This is a genomic window from Stutzerimonas sp. S1 (genome assembly GCF_025966695.1).
Lineage (GTDB): Bacteria > Pseudomonadota > Gammaproteobacteria > Pseudomonadales > Pseudomonadaceae > Stutzerimonas.
The window spans coordinates 48844-75296 of record NZ_JAOEIY010000004.1 but is presented as its reverse complement, the minus strand read 5'-3'; the positions used below and the strand labels follow the sequence as shown (position 1 = coordinate 75296).

Sequence of the window (26453 nt, the reverse complement as noted above, 5' to 3'; positions counted from 1 at the left end):
CGCGACTACCGGACCGAAGCGAGTTGGGAGAAAGCGGTACTGAACCATTGCTGCACGCCGCTCATGGTGGCCAGCGAGGTATCGAATACCGGCTGCGGATAGATTCCGAGCAGCACCAGCAACGCGGCAAGCGAAAGGATCATGCCGACCTCGCGGACATCCAGACTCGGCAGGCTGCCCTCCGCCTTGACCGGACCGAAATGCGCGCGATGGATCATCGCCAGCGAATACACCGAGGAGAGCACCAGACCGAAGGTGGCGATCACCACGATCCACGGCCACTGGCCGAAAGCACCGAACAGCACCACGAACTCGCCGACGAAGTTGCCGGTACCGGGCAGGCCCAGCGAGGCGGCGGCGAAGAACAGGCTCAGCGCCGGCAGCCAAGGCAGGCGCGACCACAGACCGCCCATCTCGCGCATGTCGCGGGTGTGCAGGCGCTCGTAGAGCTGGCCACAGAGGATGAACAGCGCTGCCGCCGAGAGACCGTGGGCGATCATCAGCACCACCGCACCTTGCAGTGCCAGTTCGCTGCCGGAGTAAATGCCGATCAGCACGAAACCCATGTGGGAGATGCTGGAATAGGCGACCAGACGCTTGATGTCGGTCTGACCGAACGACAGCAGCGCGCCGTAGAAGATACCGATGAGGCCGAGCGCCATCGCGATCGGCGCGAAGTCCGCCGAGGCATCTGGAAACAGCGGCAAGGCGAAGCGGATCATGCCGTAGGCGGCGGTCTTCAGCAGGATGCCGGCGAGATCGACCGAGCCTGCGGTCGGTGCCTGGGCGTGGGCATCCGGTAGCCAGGCGTGCAGCGGTACGATCGGAAATTTCACTGCAAAGGCGATGAAGAAGCCGAGCATCAGCAGAAACTCGATCTTGGGATCGAGATCGGCATCGAGCAGCAGGGCGTAGTCGAAGGTGAGCACGCCGGTGTTGTGGTAGTTCACCAGCACCAGGCCGAGGATCGCCACCAGCATGATCAGGCCGCTGGCCTGGGTGTAGATGAAGAACTTGGTCGCCGCGTTGATCCGCGAACGCTTGCCTTCCGAGCTGTGGCCCCAGAGCGCGATAAGGAAGTACATCGGCACCAGCATCATTTCCCAGAAGAAGAAGAACAGGAACAGGTCGAGGGCGAGGAACACACCGACCACGCCGCCGAGAATCCACATCAGATTGAGGTGGAAGAAGCCGACATGGCGCTGGATCTCTTTCCACGAGCAGAGCACCGACAGCACACCGAGCAGGCCGGTAAGCAAGATCATCAGCAGCGACAAGCCGTCGAGCGCCAGGTGCAGATTGATGCCGAAGCGCTCGATCCAGACGTGTTTGAACTCCAGCGCCCAGGTCGAGCCCGACTCAGGCGCGGGCGCCAGGCTGTAGTCGCCGTGGCCCCAGAGCCAGAGGCCCAGGCCGAACAACAGCGCCATGGTGAACAGCGCGATCCAGCGCGGCAGGGTCTGGTCGAAATGCTCGACCACCCAGCAGAGCAAGCCGCCGATGAAGGGAATCAGGATTAGCCAGGGCAGAATCACGGTTTCGAGTCCTTGGGCAATTCAGAGCAGGATGATGCCGAGCAACAGCACGGCTCCGCCGACGATGGACAGCGCATACCAGCGCAACTGGCCGGTTTCGCTGCGGCTCAGCACGAGGTGACTGCCGCGCGCGGTGCGTGGCACCAGGCCGATGGTGGCGTCGAAGGGGTCACGGGCGAGCAGGCGGCAGAGCCACAGGTAGGGCTGCACGAAGAGCTTGTCGTAGAGCCAGTCGAAGCCCCAGGCGGCGAACCACCAGGCGCTCAGCAGGCGTCCGGGCGCGCTCTGGGCGATGGACGTGACCAGCCCGCGCTTGCCGAGGAACAGTGCCGCGGCCAGCAGAATGCCGGCGATTGCAATGGCGCCGGACACCAGCTCCAGGCTGTGCTTGGCCTCGCCGCCAGCATGGCCGACGCTTTCAGGCAGCACGCCAGCCAGTGGCGGAGTGATCAGCGCGCCGACCACGGTCGACAGCACGATCAACACCATCAACGGCAGGTTGTGGGCGATACCGTGGCCGGCATGCGCTTCGGTCTGCGGCTTGCCGTGGAAGGCGATGAAGATCAGCCGGAAGGTGTACAGCGAGGTGAGGAAGGCGCCTGCGAGCCCCGCATAAAGCAGCCCGCTATGTCCGCTGGCGAAGGCTTCCCAGAGGATCTCGTCCTTGGAATAGAAACCGGCCGTGACCAGCGGCAGGGCGGCCAGTGCGGCGCCGCCGACGATGAAGCTGGCGTAGGCCAGCGGCAGCTTCCTCCACAGACCGCCCATCCTGAAGATGTTCTGCTCGTGGTGGCAGGCGTGAATCACCGCGCCGGAGGCGAGGAACAGCAGGGCCTTGAAGAAGGCATGGGTCATCAGGTGGAAGATCGCCGCGTCCCAGGCGCCGACGCCGAGGGCGAGGAACATGTAGCCGATCTGGCTCATGGTCGAGTAGGCGAGGATGCGCTTGATGTCGGTCTGCACCAGCGCGGCAAAGCCGGCCAGCACCAGCGTCACGCCGCCGACGACGCCAACCAGTTCGTGCACGTCTGGCGCCAGCAGGAACAGCCCGTGGGTGCGGGCAATCAGGTAGACACCGGCGGTAACCATGGTCGCCGCATGGATCAGCGCAGAGACGGGAGTCGGGCCAGCCATGGCGTCGGCCAGCCAGGTCTGCAGCGGCAATTGCGCCGATTTCCCGACTGCGCCGCCGAGCAGCGCCAGGGTTGCGAGGGTGATCCACAGATCGCCCTCGGCGAACTTCTGCGGCGCCAGCGCCAGCAGCTCCTGGATGTTCAGCGTGCCGAGCTGGACGAACAGAATGAACAGGCCGAAGGCCATGAACACGTCGCCGACGCGGGTGACGATGAACGCCTTCAGCGCGGCGTTGCCGTTCTTGCGCTCCTTGAAATAGAAGCCGATCAGCAGGTAGGAGCAGAGCCCGACGCCTTCCCAGCCGAAGTACAGCAGCAGCAGGTTGTCGCCCAGCACCAGCAGCAACATGCTGAAGATGAACAGGTTGGTATAGGCGAAGAAGCGCGAATAGCCCTCCTCGCCGCGCATGTACCAGCTGGCGAACAGGTGGATCAGGAAGCCCACGCCGGTAACCACGCCGAGCATGGTCAGCGACAGGCCGTCCAGATGCAGACCGAAGGACGCCTGCAGACCGGCGACGTCCAGCCACTGCCACAGCTGCAGGATGTAGACCCCTTCGGCCGGCGGCGTGGTGTTGAATTGCCAGATGACCCAGGCGCTGGTCAGGGCGCTGAGGCCCACCGAGCCGACGCCGATGGTCGCAGCCAGATTCTCGGAAATCCGCCCGCGGGAAAAGGCGAGCAGGAAGTAGCCGAGCAGCGGAAAAACGAAGGTCAGGAATAGAAGATTCATCCGTGCATCTCGCTTGCGGCATCGACGTCGAGGGTATTGAAGCGGCGGTACAGCTGCAGCAGGATCGCCAGGCCGATGGCGGCTTCGGCTGCCGCTAGGGTGATCACCAGGATGAACATGATCTGCCCGTCCGCCTGTGCCCAGCGGCTACCGGCGACGATGAAGGCCAGACCGGCGGCGTTCATCATGATTTCCAGACTCATCAGCATGAACAGGATGTTGCGCCGCACCATCAGACCGACCAGCCCGAGGCAGAAGAGGATCGCGGCGACGGCCAGGCCGTGTTCGAGAGGAATGGCTTGCATGGTTTACTCCTTCGCCTCGTGACGGCCCAGGTGGTAGGCGGCGATCAGCGCGGCGAGCAGCAGCAGCGACGCCAACTCGACGGCCAGCAGATAGGGGCCGAATAGCGCCACGCCAACCTCCTTCGGACCGACGCTGGTCTGTGCCAGCGGGGCGTTGCTTGGCGCGGCGAACAGCGCCCAGAGCAGCTGTGCGAGCAGCAGGGCAGCGAGCAGCGACGGGCCGATCCAGATTTTCGGTGTCAGCCAGGCGCGTTCCTGTTGAGCGATCGCCGGGCCGAGGTTGAGCATCATCACCACGAAGACGAACAGCACCATGATGGCGCCGGCATAGACGATGATCTCCAGCGCTCCGGCAAACGGCGCGCCGAGGCTGAAGAAGCACATGGCTACCGCCAGCAGCGAGATGACCAGATAGAGCAGGGCGTGCACCGGGTTGCTGCCGGTGATCACCCGCAGGGTGGAAACCACCGCGACACCGGCGGAGAAATAGAAGGCGAATTCCATGACGTCAGGTCCTCGAAACTGTGGCGTCGCTTGCCCATAAGGCGAGCGGGCGGAAGGAGCGGGGGCGCGGCGATACGGTCACGGCAGCAACCCCTTGACGTTGATTGGCTCGGCTTCGCACTGCGCGGCGCCCTTCGGCTTGCCGGCGATGGCCAGGCCGGAAACGCGGTAGAAGTTGTAGTCCGGGTTCTTGCCCGGACCGGCGATCAGCAGGTCTTCCTTCTCGTACACCAGATCCTGGCGCTTGTACTCGCCCATCTCGAAATCCGGGGTCAGCTGGATTGCGGTGGTCGGGCAGGCCTCCTCGCACAGGCCGCAAAAAATGCAGCGCGAGAAGTTGATGCGGAAGAATTCCGGATACCAGCGGCCATCCTCGGTCTCGGCCTTCTGCAGCGAGATGCAGCCCACCGGGCAGGCCACCGCGCAGAGGTTGCAAGCCACGCAGCGTTCTTCGCCGTCGGGGTCGCGAGTCAGCACGATGCGACCGCGGTAGCGCGGTGGCAGGTACACGGCCTCTTCCGGGTATTGCAGGGTGTCGCGCTTGCGGAAGGCATGGCTGAACACCATCACCAGGCTGCGCAACTGGGTGTAGGTGCCGTGCAGCACCTCGCCTAGGTATTTGAACATGGGTCTTTCTCCTTACTGCGCGGCAAGCACGAGCGCGCCGGTCACCAGCAGGTTGATCAGGGTCAGCGGCAGGCAGAACTTCCAGCTGAAGGCCATCACCTGGTCGTAGCGCGGCCGCGGAATCGAAGCGCGCAGCAGGATGAACAGCATGATGAAGAAGCCGGTCTTGAGCGCGAACCAGAAGAACGACAGCCACGGCAGCGTCTCGAGGAAGGGCCCGTGCCAGCCGCCGAAGAACAGCGTGGTCAGCAGTGCGGAGATCAGCACGATGCCGATGTACTCGCCGACGAAGAACATGCCCCACTTCATGCCCGCGTATTCGATGTGATAGCCGTCAGCGAGCTCCTGCTCGGCTTCTGGCTGGTCGAACGGATGACGGTGGGTGACGGCAACGCCGGCGATGAAGAAGGTCGCGAAACCGAGGAACTGCGGGATGATGAACCACAGGTGCTGCTGTTGATACTCGACGATGTCGCGCATGTTGAACGAGCCGACCTGCGCCACGATGCCCATCAGCGACAGGCCGAGGAACACCTCATAGGACACCGTCTGCGCCGAGGCCCGCAGGCTGCCGAGCAGGGCGAACTTGTTGTTGCTCGACCAGCCGGCGAACAGCACCGCATAGACGGTGAGGCCCGCCATCGCGAAGAAGAACAGCAGGCCGATGTTCAGATCCGCCACGCCCCAGGTCGGCGTCACCGGCACCACGGCAAAGGCGATCAGCAGCGAACTCATCGCCACCACCGGTGCCAGGGTGAAGATCGGTTTGTCGACGAAGGGCGGTGTCCAGTCTTCCTTGAAGAACATCTTCAGCATGTCGGCGGCAAGCTGGAACAGACCGAACGGCCCGACGCGGTTGGGGCCGTAGCGATCCTGCCAGAGTCCGAGAAGGCGCCGCTCGACGAAGCTCAGCAGCGCGCCTGCGACCACCACCACCAGCAGGATGACGATGGCCTTGAGCACCTGGATGATCACGTCGATGATTTCGGGGGTCAGCCAGCTCATTGCGCGGCCTCCTGCAGGTTACTCACGGTCGCGCCGGCGAAGACGGCAGGCACGCCGGTGAGGCCAACCGGCAGTCCCACCACTCCCACGGCGAGATCATCAAGAATGCGCAGCGGCAGCCGCAGCGGTTGCCCGTTCACGCGCAGGGTCAGCATGGCGCCTTCGTTGACGGCCAGGCGCGCGGCTTCGGCCGCGTTCAGCGCCACATAGGCCTGCGGGATGCGTTCCTGGATCGGTGCGGCCAGTGCCGAGGTCTCGTCGCTGCCGAACAGGTGATACAGCGGCACGGCCTGCCAATGCCCGGGCTGCGGGGCAAAGGCGGCGTTCGGGACGAACCAGGGCAGCGCGGCACCGCGGGATTCGAGCAGGCGCACGCCTGGATCGCCGGCGCGCAGATGCCCGCCGACCTCGTCCTGGAACTTGTTCCACGCTTGCGGCGAGTTCCAGCCGGGCGACCAGGCGAAGGGGATCTGTTGGCGGGCCTCGGCCGAGCCGGAATAGCCTTCCATGGAGAAGGCGAACGCCGAATCCGGGTCCTGCGGCTGACGCGGCTCGTGCACGCTGATATTGGCGCGCATGGCGGTGCGGCCGCTGTAGCGCAGTGGTTCGCGGGCCAGCTTCAGGCCCTTGATGCGGAAACCGGCCTTCGGCGCCGCGTCGCGGATACCGTCCAGCAACGGCTGGCTGGCGGCGCACGCTTCGGTGGCCTGGTCGAGCTGCGTCCATTCCACCGGGCGGTGCTCACGGGTCGATTGCAGCGCGTGCAGCCAGCGCCAGCCCTCACGAATCAGGATGCTGCTGTCGTAGTAGCTGGGTTCGAATACCTGGAAGAAGCGCTGCGCGCGGCCCTCCTGGCTGACCAGGGTACCGTCGCCCTCGGCGAAACTGGCCACCGGCAGCAGCAGGTCGGCACGCGCGGCCGTTGCGGTGTGCTGATGATCGGCGACGATCCGCACCTTTGCCGCATCCAGCGCAGCGTCGACGTCGGCCTGGGCTGCGCGGCGATAGAGGTCGTTCTCCAACACCAGCACGGCGTCGGCCTCGCCGCTGGTCAGCGCGCGTAGCGCGGCGTCCACCGATTTGTCGGCGCGCTCGTCGGCCAGCAGCAGAGCCATGCCCAGGCTGTTGGCTTCGGCGGCCACCAGACTGATCGAGGCATTCTTCTCGCGGTTGTGCAGCGCCTGGGCGATGTTTGCGGCGGCCTCGAGCACGGTTTTCGAACCGAGCGAGGCACCGCAGACGATCAGCGGACGCTTGCCGGCCAGCAGGGCATTGGCGATGCGCTGCGCCAGCTGTACGGCATCGGTTTCCAGTCCGGTAACCGCCGGTGCGCTGGGGTCGATGGCATGCGCGACGGCGAAACCCAGGCGGGCCAGATCATCCGGTGCGGCCTGCACGCTTTCGGTCGCCACGTCGTCCAGGCGGGTTTCGCTGACGCAGGCGATGAACAGCGGACTCCGCGCGTGCTGAGCGACGTTCTGCACGGCGGCCTGGTGCCATTCGGGAATCTTCGACGCCGCGGCGATCTCGGTGGCCTTGCCCTTGACTGCCTGGCGCAGCGACAGCGCGATGCGCGGCGCGGTCTGGGTCAGGTCCTCGCCGAGCACGAAGATCGCGTCGTGTTCTTCGATCTCGCGCATCGACGGCGTCGGCAGCGGACCGTTCTGCAACAGCTCGCGGATCAGTTGCAGATTCTGCAGTTCCTGGGCGGCGATGCCGGAATAGAAGTTGTCCGCGCCGACCAGTTCGCGCAACGCGTGGTTGCTTTCCAGGCTGGCGCGCGGCGAACCGATGCCGATCAGCCGCCGGCCAGCGAGCAGGGCGGCAGCCTGGTCCAGCGCGGCATCCACGCCCAGGGTGGTCTGTTCCGTCTGCAGCAGCGGCTGGCGCGGACGATCCTTGCGGTTCACGTAGCCGTAACCGAAACGGCCCCGATCGCAAAGGAAATAGTGGTTCACCGCACCGTTGAAGCGGTTCTCGATGCGGCGGATCTCGCCATAGCGCTCGCCAGGGCTGATGTTGCAGCCGGCCGAGCACTGCTGGCAGATGCTCGGCGCGAACTGCATGTCCCACTTGCGGTTGTAGCGCTCGGAGTGCGTCTTGTCGGTGAACACGCCGGTCGGGCAGACCTCGACCAGGTTGCCGGAGAACTCGCTTTCCAGCACGCCGTCCTCGACGCGGCCGAAGTAGACGTTGTCATGCGCGCCGAACACGCCGAGGTCTTCGCCGCCGGCATAATCCTTGTAGTAGCGCACGCAGCGGTAGCAGGCGATGCAGCGGTTCATCTCGTGGGCGATGAACGGGCCGAGTTCCTGGTTCTGGTGGGTACGCTTGGTGAAGCGATAGCGGCGCTTGTTATGGCCGGTCATCACCGTCATGTCCTGCAGATGGCAGTGACCGCCTTCCTCGCACACCGGACAGTCGTGCGGGTGGTTGATCATCAGCCACTCGACCACGCTGGCGCGGAAGGCCTTGGCCTCCTCGTCGTCGATGGAGATCCAGGTCTTGTCGGTCGCCGGCGTCATGCAGGACATGACCAGGCGACCGCGGGTGTCGTTCTCGTCCTGGTACTGCTTGACCGCGCACTGGCGGCAGGCACCGACGCTGCCCAGCGCCGGGTGCCAGCAGAAGTAGGGAATATCGAGGCCGAGGGACAGACAGGCCTGCAACAGGTTGTCCGCTCCGTCGACATCGAAGGCTTTGCCGTCTACGTGGATCGTGGCCATAGGGTTATCTTCTTACCCGCCGCGGCGGGCCTGGCTAATGGAAAACGGTTCCCGCCGGGGCGTCGGGATGCGAAGGGCAATGGCAGCGGCCAACTTCCTTCGGCATCGTCCGCGCGACGGCGGCGGGGCTATCTCAGAGCGCGTTGCCCGTCACGCCGATCGGCGCACCGGTCGATTGCGCGATTCCTGCTTCGAATTCCTCGCGGAAGTACTTCACCGCGCTGCCCAACGGCTCCACAGCGCCTGGCGCGTGAGCACAGAAGGTGCGGCCCGGGCCGAGGAAGTCGACCAGCTGCAGCAGGGTGTCGATGTCCTGCTGCGTACCCTGGCCGCGTTCCAGCGCGCGGAGAATCTTCACGCTCCACGGTAGACCGTCACGGCAGGGCGTACACCAGCCGCACGACTCGCGGGCGAAGAACTCCTCCATGTTGCGCAGCAGCGAGACCATGTTGATCGAGTCGTCCACCGCCAGTGCCAGCCCGGTGCCCATGCGGGTGCCGACCTTGGCGATGCCGCCGGCATACATCTGCGCCTCAAGATGCTCGGGCAGCAGGAAGCCGGTGCCGGCGCCGCCGGGCTGCCAGCACTTGAGGCGATAGCCATCGCGCATGCCGCCGGCGTAGTCCTCGAACAGCTCGCGGGCGGTGATGCCGAACGGCAGCTCCCAGATGCCCGGAGTCTTCACCTTGCCGGAGAAGCCCATCAGCTTGCTGCCCATGTCTTCGCTGCCGGGACGGGCCAGGGTCTTGTACCAGTCCACGCCGTTGCCGATGATCGCCGGCACGTTGCACAGCGTCTCGACGTTGTTCACGCAGGTCGGCTTGCCCCACACGCCGACGGCGGCGGGGAAGGGTGGCTTGGCGCGCGGGTTGGCGCGGCGGCCTTCCAGCGAGTTGATCAGTGCGGTTTCTTCACCGCAGATGTAGCGCCCGGCGCCGGTGTGCACGAACAGTTCGAAATCGAAGCCGGAACCGAGGATGTTCTTGCCGAGCAGGCCGGCGGCTTTGGCTTCGGCGATGGCGCGGTTCAGGTTGTGTGCCGCGTCGACATACTCGCCACGCAGGAAGATGTAGCCGCGATAGGCCTTCAATGCCCGCGCGCTGATTAGCATGCCTTCAACCAGAAGGTGCGGCAGCTGCTCCATGAGCAGGCGGTCCTTCCAGGTATTGGGCTCCATCTCGTCAGCATTGCACAGCAGATAACGGATGTTCTGCGACTCGTCGGACGGCATCAGGCCCCATTTCACCCCGGTGGGAAAGCCGGCACCGCCGCGACCCTTGAGTCCGGATTCCTTCACCGTCTGCACGATGTCGGCCTGGGCCATCTGCGCCAGCGCCTTGCGTGCTGCCGCGTAGCCGTTCTTCTGCTGGTATTCGTCGAGCCACACCGGCTGCCCGTCGTCGCGCAGACGCCAGGTCAGCGGGTGGGTTTCCTCGTTGCGGGCCACGCGGTTGGCCGGACCGAGGGAAGCGAGCGGCTTCATGGGTAGGCCTCCAGCAGGGTGGCTACGCCTTCGGCGCGGACATCGCCGAAGGTGTCATCGTCGATCATCAGCGCCGGAGCCTTGTCGCAGTTGCCCAGGCAGCACACCGGGATGAGGGTGAAGCGTCCGTCCGTTGTGGTCTGCCCCGGAGCAATGCCGAGCTGGCGCTGTAGCGCTTCGAGGATGGATTCGTGCCCGCCGATGAAGCAGGTCATGCTGTCGCAGACGCGGATGATGTGGCGGCCCACCGGCTGGCGGAAGATCTGGCTGTAGAAGGTGGCGACGCCCTCGACGTCGCTGGCCGGGATGCCGAGCAGTTCGCCGATGGCATCGGCGGCACCGTCCGGCACCCAGCCGCGGGCCTTCTGCACAATCTTCAGCGCTTCGATGGAGGCGGCGCGCGGGTCTTCGTAGTGGTGTATTTCGTGCTCGATGGCCGAGCGCTCGGTTTCGCTGAGAGCGAAACGGTCAGTCTGGATAAGCGTGCTCATATCAGCGGTCCACGTCGGCCATGACGAAATCGATGCTGCCCAGGTAGGCGATCAGATCCGCGACCATGCTGCCGCGAATCACCGCGGGAATCTGTTGCAGGTGCGGGAAGCTGGGCGTGCGGATGCGCGTGCGGTAGCTCATGGTGCTGCCGTCGCTGGTCAGGTAGTAACTGTTGATCCCCTTGGTCGCCTCGATCATCTGGAAGCTCTCGTTGGCGGGCATCACCGGACCCCAGGACACTTGCAGGAAGTGCGTGATCATGGTCTCGATGTGCTGCAGCGTGCGTTCCTTCGGCGGCGGTGTGGTCAGGGGGTGGTCGGCTTTGTAGGGGCCTTCCGGCATGTGCTTGAGGCACTGCTCGATGATGCGCAGGCTCTCGCGCATCTCGCCCATCTTGACCAGGCAGCGGTCATAGGCGTCGCCGTTAACTGCCAGCGGAATCTCGAACTCGAAATTCTGGTAGCCGGAGTACGGCCGCGCCTTGCGCAAGTCGAAGTCCAGGCCGGTGGCGCGCAGGCCGGCGCCAGTGACGCCCCATTCGAGGGCTTCCTTGGTGTTGTACGCGGCTACGCCCTTGGTGCGGCCAATGAGGATGCTGTTCTTCAGTGCTGCCTTCTCGTACTCGGCCAGGCGTTTGGGCATCCAGTCGAGGAACTCGCGCACCAGGCGGTCCCAGCCGCGCGGCAGGTCGTGGGCGACGCCGCCGATGCGGTACCAGGCCGGATGCATGCGGAACCCGGTGATCGCCTCGATCACCTTGTAGGCACGTTGGCGGTCGGTGAAGGTGAAGAACACCGGCGTCATGGCGCCGACGTCCTGGATGTAGGTGCCCAGGTACAGCAGGTGATTCTGGATGCGGAAGAACTCGGCCATCATCACGCGGATGAAGTCGACGCGGTCCGGCACCTTGATGCCGGCGAGTTTCTCCACGGCCAACACGTAGGGCAGGTTGTTCATCACCCCGCCGAGGTAGTCGATGCGGTCGGTGTAGGGGATGAAGCTGTGCCAGGACTGACGCTCGGCCATCTTCTCGGCGCCGCGATGGTGGTAGCCGATCTCCGGCACACAATCGACGATCTCCTCGCCATCGAGCTGCAGAATGATGCGGAACGCGCCATGGGCGGACGGGTGGTTGGGGCCGAGATTGAGGAACATATAGTCCTCGTGCGCACCGCCGCGCTTCATGCCCCAATCTTCGGGTTTGAAGCGCAGAGCTTCCTGCTCCAGATCCTGCTTGGCCGCGTTCAGGCTGTAGGGGTCGAACTCGGTGGCGCGCGCGGGGTAGTCCTTGCGCAGCGGGTGGCCTTCCCAGGTCGGCGGCATCAGCATGCGGGTCAGGTGCGGGTGGCCAGTGAAACTGATCCCGTACATGTCCCAGACTTCGCGCTCGTACCAGTTGGCGTTGGGCCAGACGGAGGTGGCGGTCGGCAGGTTGAGGTCGCCTTCCTTCAGCGCCACCTTGATCATGACGTCGCTGTTACGTTCCAGCGACATCAGGTGGTAGAACACGCTGAAATCGGCGGCGGGCAGGCCCTGGCGCTGGGTGCGCAGGCGCTCGTCGACGCCGTGCAGATCGTAGAGCATCACGTAGGGCTTGCTCACCTGGCGCAGGAAGCTCAGCACCTCGATCAGGCGCTCGCGCGGTACCCACAGCACCGGCATGCCGGTCAAGGATGGCTGCAACGTGAAGGTTTCGGCGCCGAAGCGCGTTTTCAGTTCGACGACGATATCCTGGTCGTCAGCCTTGTAAGGCGGGATGTACAGAACGCTGTCTGCAGTCATGATCTCGGTCGCTTTCGGTCAACGTCGGGGTGTGAAAAAGCCTTCCCGTGGGGAATGGCGGAAAATCACACGTCGTCGGGGCTGCGCAGGTTGGTGACCTGGATGCGCTGTTCGCGTCGCTGTTCTTTCTGCGAAGGCATTTCGGCACGGTAGATGCCTTGATCGCCGACGACCCAGGACAGCGGACGGCGCTCCTTGCCGATGGATTCCTGCAGCAGTTGCAAGCCTTGCAGGAACGCCTCGGGGCGGGGCGGGCAGCCGGGTATGTAGACGTCCACGGGGAGGAACTTGTCGACCCCCTGAACGACCGAGTAGATGTCGTACATACCACCGGAGTTGGCGCACGAACCCATGGAAATGACCCACTTGGGCTCGAGCATTTGTTCGTAGAGACGCTGGATGATCGGCGCCATCTTGATGAAGCAGGTGCCGGCGACCACCATGAAATCGGCCTGGCGCGGCGAGGCTCGGATTACCTCGGCACCGAAGCGGGCGATGTCATGTGGCGCGGTGAAGGCAGTCGTCATCTCCACGTAGCAGCAGGACAGGCCGAAGTTGTACGGCCATAGGGAGTTCTTGCGCCCCCAGTTGACCGCGTTGCTCAGCACGTCTTCCAGCTTGCCCATGTAGATGTTGCGATGGACTTGTCCTTCTAGTGGGTCGGCAACAGTCTCCTGCTGGCCGATCGGATAGCGGTCGACGACCGCATCCGGATCGATCCGGGTAAGTTTGTATTGCATGTGAAGAGCCTCATTGTTTTAGCTTCGCCTGTCGCTCGCGACGGCTTGCAGGCGCCCAATCGAGCGCCCCAACCCGCCAAAGGTAGACAAGACCCGCCAACAGAATTGCTATGAATACGGTAGCTTCAATGAGGCCCGCCCAGCCGCTTTCGCGCACTGATACGGCCCAGGCAAAGAGGAAAAGGGCTTCGACGTCGAAGATCACGAAGAGCATCGCGACCAGATAAAATTTTGCCGAGAGGCGCAGGCGCGCACCGCCAGTAGGGACGATGCCGGATTCGAAGGGTTCGTTCTTGGCGCGGCCCCAGGCCTTGCTACCAAGCAGGCTCGAGGCACCGAGCATGAATGCGCACAGCGCAACGACGCCAAGGAGAAATACTGCGAAGCCCCAATGATGGGACAGAGATACATCAGGCATGCCGGGCCCCTTAACGGATCGGCTTATGTATGTCCAGCTTACGACTGCGGCTATGCGTCGCAACTCTCAATGGCCGGGCATTCTAGGCGCACTTAAAAAGTAAGTACATGTTTCTTCATGAAACTTATCGATGTGTTTTTCACGATTGATTGATATCGCTGATGAGGTGGTTGCCGGCAATTCGGCTCTCGCCCAGGCGTGGCGCAGGTTAGCGGCCGATTGCCGGCAACCCCCAGGCTAGACGGCCGAAGGAAAATTTTCCTGACGAGTTCAGGCTATGCAATGGCCCAGCGTGGCATTTGCCTCGTTGTGATGTCCGGCTGGCGTCGCTACTTCGCCGATCACCAGGATCGCCGGACTCTTCAGCTTGAAGATCAATGCATCGCGGCACATGTCGGCGAGGCTCGAACGGCATTCGCGTTGCTGCGGCAGCGAAGCGTTCTCGATCATAGCCACTGGCGTCGAAGCAGCAAGCCCACCTTCCAGCAGCCCGACCTGCACCTGCTCCAGCTTGCTCACACCCATGTACACCACCAGCGTGGTGCCGCTTTTGGCCAGCGCCTGCCATTCCGGACTGCTGTCGTCGAGTGTGTGCGCCGTTACCAGGGTGACGCCGCGGGCGACGCCGCGCTGAGTCAGCGAGATACCACACTGGGTCGCACCGGCCAGCCCGGCGGTGATGCCGTTGACCAGCTCGACCTCGATACCGCGCGCCGCCAGCCATTCGGCTTCTTCGCCACCGCGGCCGAAGATGCACGGATCGCCACCCTTGAGGCGCACCACGCACTTGCCCTGGCGGGCGTAGCGCAGCATCAGCCGGTGGATGAAGGCCTGCGGCGTCGAGCGGCAGCCGCCGCGCTTGCCCACCGGGATGATGCGAGCGTTCGGGCAGTGCTCGAGCACGGCGGGGTTGACCAGGTCATCGATCATCACCACCTGTGCCTCGCCCAGTGCGCGTACGGCCTTGAGGGTCAGCAGCTCCGGGTCGCCAGGGCCGGCGCCTACCAGCCAGACTTTTGCGCTCATGGGGAAATCCTCGTCTTGGTTGGTATCAGGAAAGTGCGCGTTCCGGCTGGCTGGCCAGCAGACGCTTGATTTCGGGAACGCAGGAGCCACAGCTGGTGCCGCAACCGAGTTCCTGCTTGAGGCCGGCCAGATCGAGACCGCGCTCAATGCCAGCGCAGATCGCGCTCTGGCTGACGTTCAGGCAATTGCACAGCGTGCGGTCGGTTCCGACCTTGGCATTGCCCGGTGGCGCACTGAGCGGCGCCAGCAGCCAGCGGCGCAGTTCGGCGTCGGCACTACCGCTTTCCCAGAGGCTGCGCAGCCACTGCCGGGCGGCGGTCTCGCCGGCCAGGCGCAGGGCGACGATACGGCCGTCCTCGATGCGTACGCGCTTGCCGACTGCACGACGCTGGTCGTCATAGGCCAGCACCGGGCCGTCGTCGAGGCCGAGCAGGCTGTCGATGGCGTCCAGCTCGGCAGCGGTTGGCGCCGCGTTCCGGGCGGCGCGGATCAGCAATGCCGAGCGTTCGCGTCCGCCGAGGCAGAAACTGGCGTAGTCGAAGGTCTCGAACAATGGCCGCAGCGCCTCGAAACGTCGCTGCACATCGTCCTCAACCAGCGCAAAGAACTGCCAGGGCAGTTCGACCTGTTCCACTTCGATGCCGGCGTGCTTGAGTTCCGGTTGCTTCGATAGCGGATCGACACTGGCCAGGGTCAGGACATTGCTGCCCAGCCCCTTGAGGAAGCGATCGCCCCAGTGCATCGGCAGAAAGGCCTGGCCGGCGCGCAGGCTGTCGTCCTTCTGCACCGGCAGGATCAGGCTGCCGCGCCGGCTCTTCACCTTCACCAGCTGGCCGTCCAGCAAACGCCGGCGACGCATGTCCTCGGCATTCATGCCAAGCAGTGCTTCTTCGACATGGCCGAACAGCCGCGCCGAGGTGCCGGTACGGCTCATGCCGTGCCACTGGTCGCGCAGCCGACCGGTGTTGAGCGTCAGCGGATAGCGCGCCTCGCGCTTTTCCTTCGGCGCCTGGTAGTGCTCGGCAACGAAGCGCGCGCGGCCATTGGCAGTAGGGAATACACCGTCGCCATACAGCCGTGCGGTGCCCAGTTCGCTGCCTGGCGGAAACGGCCATTGCTGCGGACCGAGGGTGTCGATCAGTGCGTAGCTCAGGCCGCTGTAGTCCAGATCGCGGGCGGCGGTGAGCGGCTTGTACTCCTCGAACAGCGCTTCGGCATTTTCGAACGCGAACAGGCTCGGCGCGCCGGGACGCAGGTGACGTTCCAGCCGTCGGGCGAAATCGCAGGTGATCGCCCAGTCCGCGCGGGCTTCGCCGGGCGCCGGCACGGCACGACGCACATGGCTGATGCGGCGCTCGGAGTTGGTCACGGTGCCTTCCTTCTCGCCCCAGCTCGCGGCCGGCAGCAGAAGATCGGCGTGGCGGCAGGTTTCGGTGGTGAAGAAGGCTTCCTGCACCACGACGAAGGGGCAGGCGGCCAGCGCCTCGTGGACTTTCTGCTGGTCCGGCAGCGACTGCGCCGGGTTGGTGCAGGCGATCCACAGCGCCTTGATCTTGCTTGCGCGCACCGCCTCGAACAGCTCGATGGCGGACAGCCCGGGCTGTGCCGGCAGCTGCTCGACGCCCCAGTAGTCCGCCACTTCGGCGCGGTGTTCGGCATTGGCTGCGTCGCGGTGGCCGGGCAGCAGATTGGACAGGCTGCCGGTTTCGCGTCCGCCCATGGCGTTCGGTTGGCCGGTGAGCGAGAAGGGGCCGGCGCCTGGCTTGCCGATCTGTCCGGTGGCCAGGTGCAGGTTGATCAGCGCACTGTTCTTGGCGCTGCCGGCGGTGGATTGATTCAGCCCCATGCACCACAGGCTTAGAAAGCTCGGCGCCCCATGACGCGCAGGAGCTGCTGCACTCGGTGCGGCCGCGTTAAAAACCGGCTCGGGATGCTCATTTACTGCATGTAAACTCCGCTCCCTCGCCGTTTTTTGCCTTGCCGCGCCTTCGCTCGCGACGCTCCTGCTCGCCCTGGGTTTTCCGATCAGCCGTGCGCAGGTTTGCAGATCATCTACCGAGATGCCGCAGAGGTCCGCGACCATCGCCGGGGTGTAGTCGCGCACCAGGCTTTTCAGCGCATCGAAGCCCTCGGTATGCGCATCGATGAAGCGGCGGTCGATCCAGCCTTCCCACATGAGGATATGCAGCAGGCCGTGGAACAGCGCGACATCGGTGCCGGGCAGGATCGGCAGGTGCAGATCGGCCAGCTCGCTGGTGTCGGTGCGCCGCGGGTCGACGACGATGATGGTCATCTCCGGCCGCTTTGCCTTGGCTTCTTCCAGACGGCGGAACAGCACCGGATGCGCGTAGGCCATGTTGCTGCCGGCGATCAGCAGGCAGTCGGCCAGCTCGATGTCCTCGTAGGAGCAGGGTGGGGCGTCGGCGCCCAGGCTGCGCTTGTAGCCGACCACCGCCGAGGACATGCACAGCCGCGAGTTGGAATCCAGGTTGTTGGTGCCGACCAGAGCGCGGGCCAGTTTGTTGAAGGCGTAGTAGTCCTCGGTCAGCAGCTGGCCGGAGACATAGAAGGCGACGCTGTCCGGCCCGTGTTCGCGGATGGCCTCGGCGAAAACGTTGGCCGCGTGCTCCAGCGCGTTGTCCCAGTCGGTGCGGCCGCGGGCCAGGCCCTTGCCCAGACGCAGCTCAGGGTAGAGCGCGCGAGCGTCGAGATCGCCGGTCAGGTGCAGGGTCGAGCCCTTGCTGCACAGCTTGCCGAGGTTGGCCGGATGGCTGGGATCGCCAGCCACGTCGAGGATGCGCTCGCCGTCGTGCTCGATCAGCACGCCACAGCCGACACCGCAGTAGCAGCAGGTCGAGGCGGTTGTCATACGCATGGCGTCGTCTCCTGGAAGGTCGAGCGGGTGCGACGTCGTAGGGTGGACAACGCTTCGCTTGTCCACCGCTTCGTCGGTCGTCTCAGGCACATTTGGCTGCGCTATTCAGCGCCAGTTGTACGCGACCGTTCTCCACCCGCGCTTCGTGGCGGTGTGCGCAACCCACATCGGGTGCCAGCGCCTCGCCGCTGGCCAGATCGATCTGCCAGTTGTGCAGCGGGCAGGCGACCTGCTTGCCGTAGACGATCCCCTGCGACAGCGGGCCGCCCTTGTGTGGACAGCGGTCGTCGAGGGCAAAGACCTGATCGTCCGTGGTACGGAAGATCGCGATGTCGCCCTTGGGGCCAGCGATGATGCGCGAGCCGAGCGGGTTGATCTCATCCAGTGCGCAGATATCGAGCCAGTTCATGCGGTGTCCCTCCAGATCAGGTGCTCAGGCGTTTTCCAGCTGCTTGACGGCGATGCGGTCGAATTCCTTCTTCAGCTGTGGCTTGGAGAGCTGCTCCTGCCACGGGTCCTGCTCGAAGGAGAGCGAGAACAGCAACCGCTGGTGCAGCGCCTTGCGTCGCTCGGCGTTGTCCAGCACGGCCTTCTTGATGTGGTCTATGCCGACGCGCTGCAGGTAGTGCACGGTGCGCTCGAGGTAGAAGGCTTCCTCGCGGTAGAGCTGGAGGAACGCCAGGCTGTATTCCATGACCTCCTCGGCGCTCTTCACCTTGACGAAGAACTCGCCGGCCTCGGTCTTGATGCCGCCGTTGCCGCCGATGTACAGCTCCCAGCCGGAGTCCACACCGATGATGCCGACGTCCTTGATGCCGGATTCGGCGCAATTGCGCGGGCAGCCGGAGACGGCCAGCTTGACCTTGTGCGGCGACCACATGTTGAACAGCGCGTGTTCCAGGTCGATGCCCATCTGCGTCGAGTTCTGTGTGCCGAAGCGGCAGAACTCGCTGCCGACGCAGGTCTTCACGGTGCGGATGGATTTGCCGTAGGCGTGGCCGGAGGGCATGTCCAGGTCTTTCCAGACGCCCGGCAGGTCTTCCTTGCGGATACCCAGCAGGTCGATGCGCTGACCGCCGGTGACCTTGACCATCGGCACCTGGTACTTGTCCGCCACGTCGGCGATGCGTCGCAGCTCGGAGGCATTGGTGACGCCACCCCACATCCGCGGCACCACGGAGTAGGTGCCGTCCTTCTGGATGTTGGCGTGGGCGCGCTCGTTGATGAAACGTGACTGCGGATCGTCCTTGGCCTCGCCCGGCCAGGTGGAGATCAGGTAGTAGTTCAGCGCCGGCCGGCAGGTGGCGCAGCCGTTTGGCGTGCGCCATTCCATGAAGGCCATGGCCGCCGGAATGCTGGTCAGGTGGTGCTCGCGAATGGCCTTGCGCACCTGACCGTGGTTGAGGTCGCTGCAGCCGCAGATGGCTTTCTCGCTCTTCGGCTTGACGTCGGCGGCGCCGCCCACGGTATTGATCAGAATCTGCTCGACCAGCCCGGCACAGGAGCCGCAGGAACTCGCGGCCTTGGTGTGCTTTTTCACCTCGTCCACCGAGAACAGCCCGTGCTCCTGGATCGCCTTGACGATGGTGCCCTTGCACACGCCGTTGCAGCCGCAGACTTCCATGTCGTCGGGCATGGACATGGCCTTGTTCTGGCCCTGGTGACCAGCGTCGCCGATGGCGCCCTCGCCTAAGCCGGCCGCACCAAACATCAGATGGTCGCGGATCTGCGCGACGTTCTGCCCCTCGCGGACCTGGCGGAAGTACCAGCCGCCATCGGCGGTGTCGCCATACAGGCAGGCACCGACCAGCACGTCATCCTTGATCACCAGTTTCTTGTAGACGCCGCCGATGGGGTCGGAGAGGGTGATGGTCTCGGTGCCGTCGCCGCCGATGAAATCGCCGGCCGAGAACAGGTCGATGCCGGTGACCTTGAGCTTGGTCGAAGTCACCGAACCCAGGTAGCGAGAGAAGCCGAGCATGGCCAAATGGTTGGCGCAGACCTTGGCCTGTTCGAACAGCGGCGCGACCAGGCCATAGGCCGTGCCGCGATGGTTGGCGCATTCGCCGACGGCATAGATGCGCGGGTCATAGGTCTGCAGGGTGTCGTTGACCAGGATGCCGCGGTTGCACGGGATGCCGGCCTGTTCGGCCAGTTCGCTGTTGGGGCGGATGCCGGCGGCCATCACCACCAGGTCGGCGGGGATTACTTCACCGTCCTTGAACTTGACCGCGCAGACCCGGCCTTCGCCGTTGTCGAGCAGTTCGGCGGTGTGCTTGGGCAGGAGAAACTTCAGGCCGCGGCTTTCCAGCGCGCTCTGCAGCAGGGTGCCGGCGGTCTTGTCCAGCTGGCGCTCCATCAGCCAGTCACCGATGTGCACCACGGTCACATCCATGCCGCGCAGCTTGAGACCGTTGGCCGCCTCCAGGCCGAGCAGCCCGCCACCGATGACCACCGCATGTTTGTGAGTCTTGGCGGCTTCCATCATCACCTGGGTGTCGGCGATGTCGCGGTAGCCGATGACGCCCTGCAGGTCCTTTCCGGGAATCGGCAGGATGAACGGATTGGAGCCGGTGGCGATGAGCAGGCGGTCGTATTCCGCCTCACTGCCGTCATCGGCGATGACCCGGCGTTTGACCCGGTCGATCTTCACCACCTTGCGGTTGAGCATGAGGCGGATGCCGTTCTCGGCGTACCAGTCCAGATCGTTGAGCACGATCTCTGCGAATTGCTGTTCGCCGGCCAGCACCGGGGAGAGCAGGATACGATTGTAGTTGGGATGCGGCTCGGCGCCGAACACCGTGATGTCGTAGAGCTCGTGAGTGAGCTTGAGCAGTTCTTCCAGGGTCCGCACACCGGCCATGCCGTTGCCGATCATTACGAGTTTGAGTTTCTTCATGCCCGTTCTCCGTGCCAAGCGACGTCTGCCGCCCGGCCTGCTCGAAATTTTTCAACAACAAAAAAGGCGTCCCACCGGTTCTCCGGTGAGGACGCCTTTGTCCGTGTCCCGCTCTGTCGGGAAACCAGGCCCTCTTCGTTGAAGGCCTGGCTGTATGTCTGTTGCAAACGCTTCTGCAGGCCCTGTGCCAACTTGCTCAGGGTGCCGCAATTGCTGGGCTCGCATTCTCGCACAGATGGTCGAACGCATCCGTGGCGCACCATCCTGAGGCGGTTTGCCCGTCGCTGGTGCGACGGCTGCCTGGGATGAGTCGGTTGACAGCGTCGCCGGGGCCTGCCTAAAGTTTTGCCCATGCGCCGATTTAGTCAGCTACTTGCGGGGCGCCTGGGACCGAAAGGTTTCGAAATACCGCTAAAGCGCTGGTTCCGGTGAAGCCTCCCACCGCTGCCCAGCGGAATACGTGAGGCGGAATCTCCAAGCATGAAAGCAACGCACGCACAGCTACGTCTGGCCCCGATCACCAGTGGGCCGATCCGTTCCAATCCCAAGGTCCTTCTCGGCGGCGCCCATCAGCCGTCTCTGTTGCGCTATCTCGACGGATGGCCGCGACGTAATAGTCGGTCTCGCGCATTGCTCGTGCAGTTCGCCGCAGCTGACGAGTCGCTTGCCCGCTTCGCTGATGACAGTTTCGATCTCGCGGTGATCCAGTCGCCATCGGCCGAATGCCTGGATGAGTGCATCCGCGAGCTGACCCGTGTAGCACGACAGGGCTTGATCACCCGCCGCTGATGCACCGTTCACCTGGCGCCGAGCAATGCCAGCAACAGCAGCAGATTCGCCAGCAGTGAGAGCAGTGCCAGCCCGCGCCAGACCTTCAACGGTTCACGCTCCAGCAAAGGGCGCGGGCGCGAGGGTAAGAACTGGCGCTCGCCCTGTTCGAGTTCCAGCAGCCACTGCTCGGCTGTCTCGTAGCGCTGTTGTGGGTCGATTGCCACGGCTCGGTTGAGCATTTCCTCGATCCAGGCGGGCACGTCGGGCCGATAGCGGCTGAGCGGCACTGGGACGCCGAAGCGCGGATGCTGGAAGGGCTCGATTTCACCGTAGGGATAATGGCCGCTGAGCAGGTAATAAAGGGTGACGCCGGCGGCATAGAGATCCTGGGCGACGTTTGGAGTCGTGCCGGTGAAGGCTTCCGGGGCCAGGAAGCTGGGCGTGCCGGGCGGGCCGTCCGGCTCGACACGCGAAAGTCCCGGGCAGAACGCCAGGCCGAAATCCAGAATGCGCAGCTCGCCATCGCCGCCCAGGTGCAGATTCTCCGGCTTGAGATCGCGGTGCAGGATATTGCGCCGGTGCAGCATGCCCAGCGCACGCAGCAGTGCCGACGCCAGCCGCAGGCAGTCTGGCAGGCTCAGCGGGCCGCGTTGTTGGAATCGCTCGGCGAGGGACTGGCCGGCGTATTCGCGTTGTACGTAATACAGGTGCTGGCGCTGCGGCAGTTCGTGAACCTCTACCACGCCACGCCCGGCGACTCGCCGCAGGAACCATTCTTCCTGCAGTAGCGCAGCGGCGGCTTCGGCTTCGTCGTGGCGGCTGGTCGGCAGAGTCTTCAGCAGCCAGGGCTGTCCGTGCTCGTCGTGAACACGGTACAGCAGCGACTGGCGCGACTCGCTGAGCAATCCATCCACCCGCCAGCCCTCGAACATCTGGCCGGCGCGCAGTCGTGGTGCCAGTGGCCAGTGCTGCAACTGTGCGAGGGCGTCAGCCAGTGCCGCTTCGGGCAGCGCTTCGACCCGCAGCAGCAGTGCGCTGGCGTTGTCTTGGCTGCCGCATTGATGAGCGAGATTGACCAGCGCCAGGGCGGCAGCGGATAGATCGGTTTCGTCCTGTAGTACATTCGCGATGTCGCGCTCGCTGATGCTTGCCCACACGCCATCGCTGAGCAGCACGAAGCCGTCGCCGACCTGCAGTTCGCCGTCGAGATAGTCGATCAGCAAGTGCTGATCCAGCCCCAGCGCGCGCTTGAGCACATGCTGCATGCTGGATTGCTCCCAGACATGATCTTCGGTCAGCCGCTCCAGACGCCCGTCTTGCCAGCGATAGGCGCGGCAGTCGCCGACGTGGGCCAGGGTGTAGCGCCTCCCGCGCAGCACCAGCGCGGTAAGCGTTGTCAGCAGCGGCTGGCCGCCGCCATTGGCCTGCAGCCAGCGATTCTGTGCACCCAGGATGCGCTCCAGCGATTGCGCCACCGGCCAGGTTTCCGGCGTGGCGTAATAGTCCAGCGCCAGAGCCTGCAATGTTGCCCGTGCCGCCAGACCACCGTCGGCACACTGGCTGACGCCGTCTGCGAGTGCGAACAACAGACCCTTGCTGGTGGCCAGTGCGGCGGAGGGCGTGACGATGCGCAGGGCATCCTGGTTGTCCGTGCGCGGGCCGGTGGCGCTGGCTTCGCCGTAGCTGAATTGGAGAGGCATGGACGTTCTCTGACGATTGGCCGCAGCGGTTGCTGCGGTCAGCACGGATGATCAGACGCGCGCCGCGGTCATCGCCGCCGAGCCCCAGGTCGTGCGCCAGCGGCGCTTGACGCCGTGCAGGCCAAACCAGGCCAGCACGCCGAGGCTGGCGAACAGCCAGAGGCCGAGCTGGTAGTCACCGGTCGACTGCTTGACCGCGCCGAGCCCCGCGGTGAGCAGAAAGCCGCCGATGCCGCCGGCCATGCCGATCAGGCCCGTCATCACGCCGATCTCCTTGTGAAAGCGCTGCGGCACCAGCTGGAACACAGCGCCATTGCCGGCACCGAGGCTGAGCATGGCGACCACGAATAGCGCCAGCGCGGCGGTCGAGCTTGGCAGGTTGAAGCCCACGGCGGCGATACAAATCGCTGCCACGGTGTACATCACCAGCAGTGCGCGGATGCCGCCGATGCGGTCGGCCAGGGCACCACCGAGTGGGCGCAGCAGGCTGCCGGCGAACACGCAGGCGGCGGTGTAGTAGCCGGCCTTGACCGGGTCGAAGGCGTACTGGTCGTGAAAGTAGCCGGGAAGGGTACTGGCCAGGCCGAGAAAGCCGCCGAAGGTCACGCTGTAGAAGAACATGAACCACCAGCTGTCGCGGTCGCCCAGCGCCTTCAGGTAATCGGCGACAGATTTCGGCTTGGGGCGGTTGGGCGCGTTCTTCGCCACGCTGGCGAAGATGCCGAGCGTCAGTACCAGCGGGATCAGCGCCAGGCCGAACACATTGTTCCAGCCGAACATCGAGGCCAGCACCGGCGCGAACAGCGCCGCGAGCACGGTGCCGGAGTTGCCCGCACCGGCGATGCCCATCGCCTTGCCCTGATGCTCGGCCGGATACCACTGTGAAGCCAGCGGCAGCGCCACGGCGAACGAGGCGCCGGCCATGCCGAGGAACAGGCCGAGTAGTAAAGCCTGTTCGTAACTGCGGATGCCGTGCAGCCAGGCGACGAACAACGCGCCGATCACCACTACCTGGCCGATCAGCCCGGCGCTCTTGGGCGAGGTGCGGTCGGCGAGCACGCCCAGCACCAAGCGCAGGACTGCGCCGGAGAGGATCGGCGTGGCGACCATCAGTGCCCGTTGCTGGGTGGTCAGCCCGAGGTCGGCGGCGATCTGCACGCCTAGCGGCCCCAGCACGTACCAGACCATGAAACTCAGGTCGAAGTAGAGAAAGGCAGCAAACAGGGTCGGCGCATGGCCGGCTTTCCAGAAACTTGTGCTCATCGGTTCGGCTCCAGTCGAGATAGCGCAGCGGCGGATGCCGTTGCGCAGGTGGCACATGGATCACTGCAGCCCCAACGCCGGGGCGAAAACGACAAAGGCGCCGCAGCACGCCTGCCGGAACAGGGTGATGCGACGCCTTTGTCGTGGATCGGTGGCCGCCGTTGGCTACCGGATGACTGGATTGAGCAGAAAGCGTGCCAGCTGACGAAGACGCTGGTATTTGGGCGTTTGCTGCGCTGGCATGGCCGGCGAGGTCGCCGGTTACGCGCACCTATGGCGCACGACTGGCGCAAAGCGGGGCAATTGGCGAGTCAAACCGGCGGAGTCGGCGACTACGTCTTGCTGATAGTCTTGCCTCAGCGCTGCCGCAAGCCAATGGAGTGATCGATGACGCGCATTGCCACCCTGACCCTGAACCCCGCGATGGACCTGGCCGTCAGCACACCGCGTGTGGTCGCTACCGACAAGTTGCGCTGCTCGCGGCCACGCCACGATCCGGGGGGTGGCGGCATCAACGTGGCGCGGGTGGTGAAGATTCTCGGCGGCGAGTCACTGGCGGTTTACCCGGCCGGCGGCCCCTTCGGAGATCTGTTGCGCCGCGCGCTGGACGAGCTGAACCTGGCCCATCTGCCGGTGGCGATCGCCGGCGACACCCGTGAGAGCTTCACCGTCGACGAGGAGGCGACCGGGTTGCAGTATCGCTTCGTGCTGCCCGGTCCGTCGCTCAGCGAGCAGGAGCGGCAGGGCTGTCTGGCGGCATTGCGCGGGCTGCACCCGGCCCCCGGCTATCTGGTGGTCAGCGGCAGCTTCACGCCCGGGATCGGTGCGGCGTTTTTCGATGAGTTGCTGGCGCTGGCGGCGCAGGTCGGCGCTCGGCTGGTGGTCGATCTCTCCGGCGAGCCGCTGCTTTATGCGGCGCAACGCGGTGGCGCCTATCTCATCAAACCCAGTCTGAACGAACTCGCTACGCTCATGGGACGGCCGCTGGAGCGCGAGGCGGAGCAGGAAGCAGCCCTGCGTGAGCTGATCCAGCGCGGTGCTGCCGAGATCATCGTCCTGTCGCTGGGGGCGCAGGGGGCGCTGTTCGCCTGTGGTGAGCGCCTCGAGCGTCTGCCGTCGCCGCAGGTGCCGGTAGTCAGCGCGGTGGGCGCTGGCGATAGCATGCTCGGCGCCATCGTGCACGCGCTGGCGCAGGGCCGTGAGCTGGGCGAGGCAGTGCGTTACGGCGCGGCAGCCGGGGCGGCAACGGTGATGCGTCCGGGCACTCAGCTCTGTCTGCGCGAGGATGTGGAGCGGTTGTTCGGAGAGTTGCAGGCGACGATCAGTCGATGCGATTGACGCGTGGGAACTTTGCGACGAACTCCGCGGGCATAGGCACCACTCGGCTTTGCCGATAGTCGTAGAACACGAAGCCGGACTTGGCCATGGCGACCAGCGTGCCGTCCGCCGGGCGGGTAATGCGGAAGATGATGTCGCCGCCGTAGCGGTTGAAGTCCATCACCCCGACGTCGAAGCGCAGCGCATCGCGCGCATGAGCCTCGGCTTTGTAGGTGGTGGCGAGGTCGGTGACGATGATGCCGCTGCCGTCCTTGCTGGTCTCGGCGATGCCGTATTCGAACAGGAAGCGTGCCCGCGCCTCGGAAATCATCGAGATCATCGAGTCGTTGGCCAGGTGATTGCCGGCGTTGATATCGGTGATGCGTACCGTGAGCTGGGTCGAGAAGCAGTACAGCTCCTCTGGGAACTGCAGAGTCAGGCGCGCCATGACGGCTGTAACCTCGGTGTGGGAACGGGAGCGGCGATTCTACGGGATCGCCGCGCTGGCCCCCGCCAGATTGGACCTTCGCCGCATGCCTCAGTGGCCGAGCAGTTCGTTCATCGCAATGATCTGTTCGGCCACCTGGATCAGCTTCTGCTGACGGCTCATCGCCTGCCGTCGCATCAGCGTGTAGGCCTCTTCCTCGTTGCACTCGCGCATCTTCATCAGCATGCCCTTGGCCAGTTCGATGCGCTTGCGTTCGGCGAGCTGCTGGTCGCGGGCCTGTAGCTGGGCGCGGATCGCCTGGTCGCTTTCGAAGCGTGCCATGGCGACATCGAGAATCGGCTTGAGCCGCTGCGCCTGGATGCCCTCGACGATATAGGCACTGACCCCGGCGCGGATCGCCTGGCGCATGGCGTCGGGATTATCGTCGTCGGTGAACAGTACGATCGGGTGTGGCCGGTCGCGGCTGACCAGTACCACCTGTTCCATCACATCGCGGCCGGGGGAGTCGGTATCGATCAGTACCACGTCCGGGCGAATGGCTTCGACGCGCTCGGGCAGATCGATGATCAGGCCGCAGTCGTCGATGACATCGAAGCCGGCGTCGATCAGGGCGTTCCGCAGGCGGCCGACCTTCTTCGGGGTATCGTCAATCAGGAGAATGCGCAGCATGC

General features: G+C 64.8%; 22 protein-coding genes. 2 read left to right on the top strand and 20 right to left on the bottom strand.

Going from position 1 to position 26453, the window contains the following annotated elements; genetic code table 11:
- Nucleotides 1-5: 5 nt before the first annotated feature.
- From nuoM to nirB, 16 genes are all read right to left on the bottom strand, one after another.
- On the bottom strand, nucleotides 6-1535 hold the full coding sequence (nuoM, locus tag N8H22_RS09540) for an NADH-quinone oxidoreductase subunit M (protein WP_264590275.1): 1530 nt from the start codon (nucleotides 1533-1535) through the stop codon (nucleotides 6-8).
- 21 nt (nucleotides 1536-1556) lie between these two features.
- A complete protein-coding gene (gene nuoL / locus N8H22_RS09535; protein WP_264590274.1) occupies nucleotides 1557-3401 on the bottom strand; it encodes an NADH-quinone oxidoreductase subunit L in 1845 nt (614 codons plus the stop codon).
- Nucleotides 3398-3706 carry an NADH-quinone oxidoreductase subunit NuoK gene (gene nuoK, locus N8H22_RS09530; protein WP_264590273.1) on the bottom strand — a complete coding sequence of 103 codons (309 nt, stop codon included), beginning with the start codon at nucleotides 3704-3706 and terminating at the stop codon, nucleotides 3398-3400. The genes nuoL and nuoK overlap by 4 nt, the downstream gene beginning before the upstream one ends.
- 3 nt (nucleotides 3707-3709) lie before the next feature.
- Nucleotides 3710-4210 carry an NADH-quinone oxidoreductase subunit J gene (gene nuoJ / locus N8H22_RS09525; protein WP_264590272.1) on the bottom strand — a complete coding sequence of 167 codons (501 nt, stop codon included), beginning with the start codon at nucleotides 4208-4210 and terminating at the stop codon, nucleotides 3710-3712.
- 78 nt (nucleotides 4211-4288) lie between these two features.
- The gene (nuoI, locus tag N8H22_RS09520; protein ID WP_264590271.1) at nucleotides 4289-4837 is read right to left on the bottom strand and encodes an NADH-quinone oxidoreductase subunit NuoI; all 549 of its coding nucleotides are present in this window, start codon (nucleotides 4835-4837) and stop codon (nucleotides 4289-4291) included.
- Nucleotides 4838-4849: 12 nt separating this feature from the next.
- On the bottom strand, nucleotides 4850-5842 hold the full coding sequence (nuoH, locus tag N8H22_RS09515; RefSeq protein WP_264590270.1) for an NADH-quinone oxidoreductase subunit NuoH: 993 nt from the start codon (nucleotides 5840-5842) through the stop codon (nucleotides 4850-4852).
- Nucleotides 5839-8568 carry an NADH-quinone oxidoreductase subunit NuoG gene (gene nuoG / locus N8H22_RS09510; protein WP_264590269.1) on the bottom strand — a complete coding sequence of 910 codons (2730 nt, stop codon included), beginning with the start codon at nucleotides 8566-8568 and terminating at the stop codon, nucleotides 5839-5841. The genes nuoH and nuoG overlap by 4 nt, the downstream gene beginning before the upstream one ends.
- A 133-nt stretch (nucleotides 8569-8701) precedes the next feature.
- Nucleotides 8702-10051 (bottom strand): NADH-quinone oxidoreductase subunit NuoF, encoded by a 1350-nt coding sequence (gene nuoF / locus N8H22_RS09505; RefSeq protein ID WP_264590268.1) that lies wholly within the window; start codon nucleotides 10049-10051, stop codon nucleotides 8702-8704.
- Nucleotides 10048-10542: an NADH-quinone oxidoreductase subunit NuoE gene (nuoE, locus tag N8H22_RS09500; RefSeq protein ID WP_264590267.1), complete on the bottom strand. Its 495-nt coding sequence runs from the start codon at nucleotides 10540-10542 to the stop codon at nucleotides 10048-10050. Before nuoE ends, nuoF begins: the two co-directional genes overlap by 4 nt.
- A gap of 1 nt (nucleotide 10543) precedes the next feature.
- Nucleotides 10544-12325: an NADH-quinone oxidoreductase subunit C/D gene (nuoC, locus tag N8H22_RS09495; RefSeq protein ID WP_264590266.1), complete on the bottom strand. Its 1782-nt coding sequence runs from the start codon at nucleotides 12323-12325 to the stop codon at nucleotides 10544-10546.
- A 65-nt stretch (nucleotides 12326-12390) separates the two neighbouring features.
- Nucleotides 12391-13065, bottom strand: coding sequence for an NADH-quinone oxidoreductase subunit B (locus N8H22_RS09490; RefSeq protein WP_264590265.1), 675 nt, complete (start codon nucleotides 13063-13065; stop codon nucleotides 12391-12393).
- Between the two features lie 10 nt (nucleotides 13066-13075).
- A complete protein-coding gene (locus N8H22_RS09485; protein ID WP_264590264.1) occupies nucleotides 13076-13483 on the bottom strand; it encodes an NADH-quinone oxidoreductase subunit A in 408 nt (135 codons plus the stop codon).
- Between the two features lie 270 nt (nucleotides 13484-13753).
- Nucleotides 13754-14509 (bottom strand): uroporphyrinogen-III C-methyltransferase, encoded by a 756-nt coding sequence (gene cobA, locus N8H22_RS09480; RefSeq protein WP_264590263.1) that lies wholly within the window; start codon nucleotides 14507-14509, stop codon nucleotides 13754-13756.
- A gap of 25 nt (nucleotides 14510-14534) precedes the next feature.
- Entirely contained in the window at nucleotides 14535-17384 is a 2850-nt protein-coding gene (locus N8H22_RS09475; RefSeq protein ID WP_264590262.1) for a nitrate reductase, read from the bottom strand.
- 82 nt (nucleotides 17385-17466) lie between these two features.
- Nucleotides 17467-17793 carry a nitrite reductase small subunit NirD gene (gene nirD, locus N8H22_RS09470; protein ID WP_264590261.1) on the bottom strand — a complete coding sequence of 109 codons (327 nt, stop codon included), beginning with the start codon at nucleotides 17791-17793 and terminating at the stop codon, nucleotides 17467-17469.
- Nucleotides 17794-17817: 24 nt separating this feature from the next.
- Nucleotides 17818-20283 (bottom strand): nitrite reductase large subunit NirB, encoded by a 2466-nt coding sequence (nirB, locus tag N8H22_RS09465; protein WP_264590260.1) that lies wholly within the window; start codon nucleotides 20281-20283, stop codon nucleotides 17818-17820.
- 480 nt (nucleotides 20284-20763) lie between these two features.
- On the opposite strand from nirB, the gene N8H22_RS09460 reads away from it, so the two are divergent.
- The gene (locus N8H22_RS09460; RefSeq protein ID WP_264590259.1) at nucleotides 20764-21072 is read left to right on the top strand and encodes a methionine biosynthesis protein MetW; all 309 of its coding nucleotides are present in this window, start codon (nucleotides 20764-20766) and stop codon (nucleotides 21070-21072) included.
- Between the two features lie 8 nt (nucleotides 21073-21080).
- Here the strand turns inward: N8H22_RS09460 and N8H22_RS09455 are convergent, their stop codons facing one another.
- On the bottom strand, nucleotides 21081-22754 hold the full coding sequence (locus N8H22_RS09455) for a bifunctional protein-serine/threonine kinase/phosphatase (protein WP_264590258.1): 1674 nt from the start codon (nucleotides 22752-22754) through the stop codon (nucleotides 21081-21083).
- 51 nt (nucleotides 22755-22805) lie between these two features.
- Nucleotides 22806-24017: a nitrate/nitrite transporter gene (locus tag N8H22_RS09450; protein ID WP_264590257.1), complete on the bottom strand. Its 1212-nt coding sequence runs from the start codon at nucleotides 24015-24017 to the stop codon at nucleotides 22806-22808.
- Between the two features lie 387 nt (nucleotides 24018-24404).
- Between N8H22_RS09450 and N8H22_RS09445 the strand changes: the two genes are divergently transcribed.
- Nucleotides 24405-25355: a 1-phosphofructokinase family hexose kinase gene (locus N8H22_RS09445; protein ID WP_264590256.1), complete on the top strand. Its 951-nt coding sequence runs from the start codon at nucleotides 24405-24407 to the stop codon at nucleotides 25353-25355.
- Here N8H22_RS09445 and N8H22_RS09440 read toward each other — a convergent pair.
- Together N8H22_RS09440 and N8H22_RS09435 are read right to left on the bottom strand one after the other, a co-directional pair.
- Nucleotides 25339-25782: a thioesterase family protein gene (locus tag N8H22_RS09440; RefSeq protein ID WP_264590255.1), complete on the bottom strand. Its 444-nt coding sequence runs from the start codon at nucleotides 25780-25782 to the stop codon at nucleotides 25339-25341. The genes N8H22_RS09445 and N8H22_RS09440 overlap by 17 nt on opposite strands.
- A gap of 90 nt (nucleotides 25783-25872) precedes the next feature.
- Complete coding sequence (locus tag N8H22_RS09435) at nucleotides 25873-26451, bottom strand: ANTAR domain-containing protein (protein ID WP_264590254.1); 579 nt, start codon at nucleotides 26449-26451, stop codon at nucleotides 25873-25875.
- Nucleotides 26452-26453 lie beyond the last annotated feature (2 nt).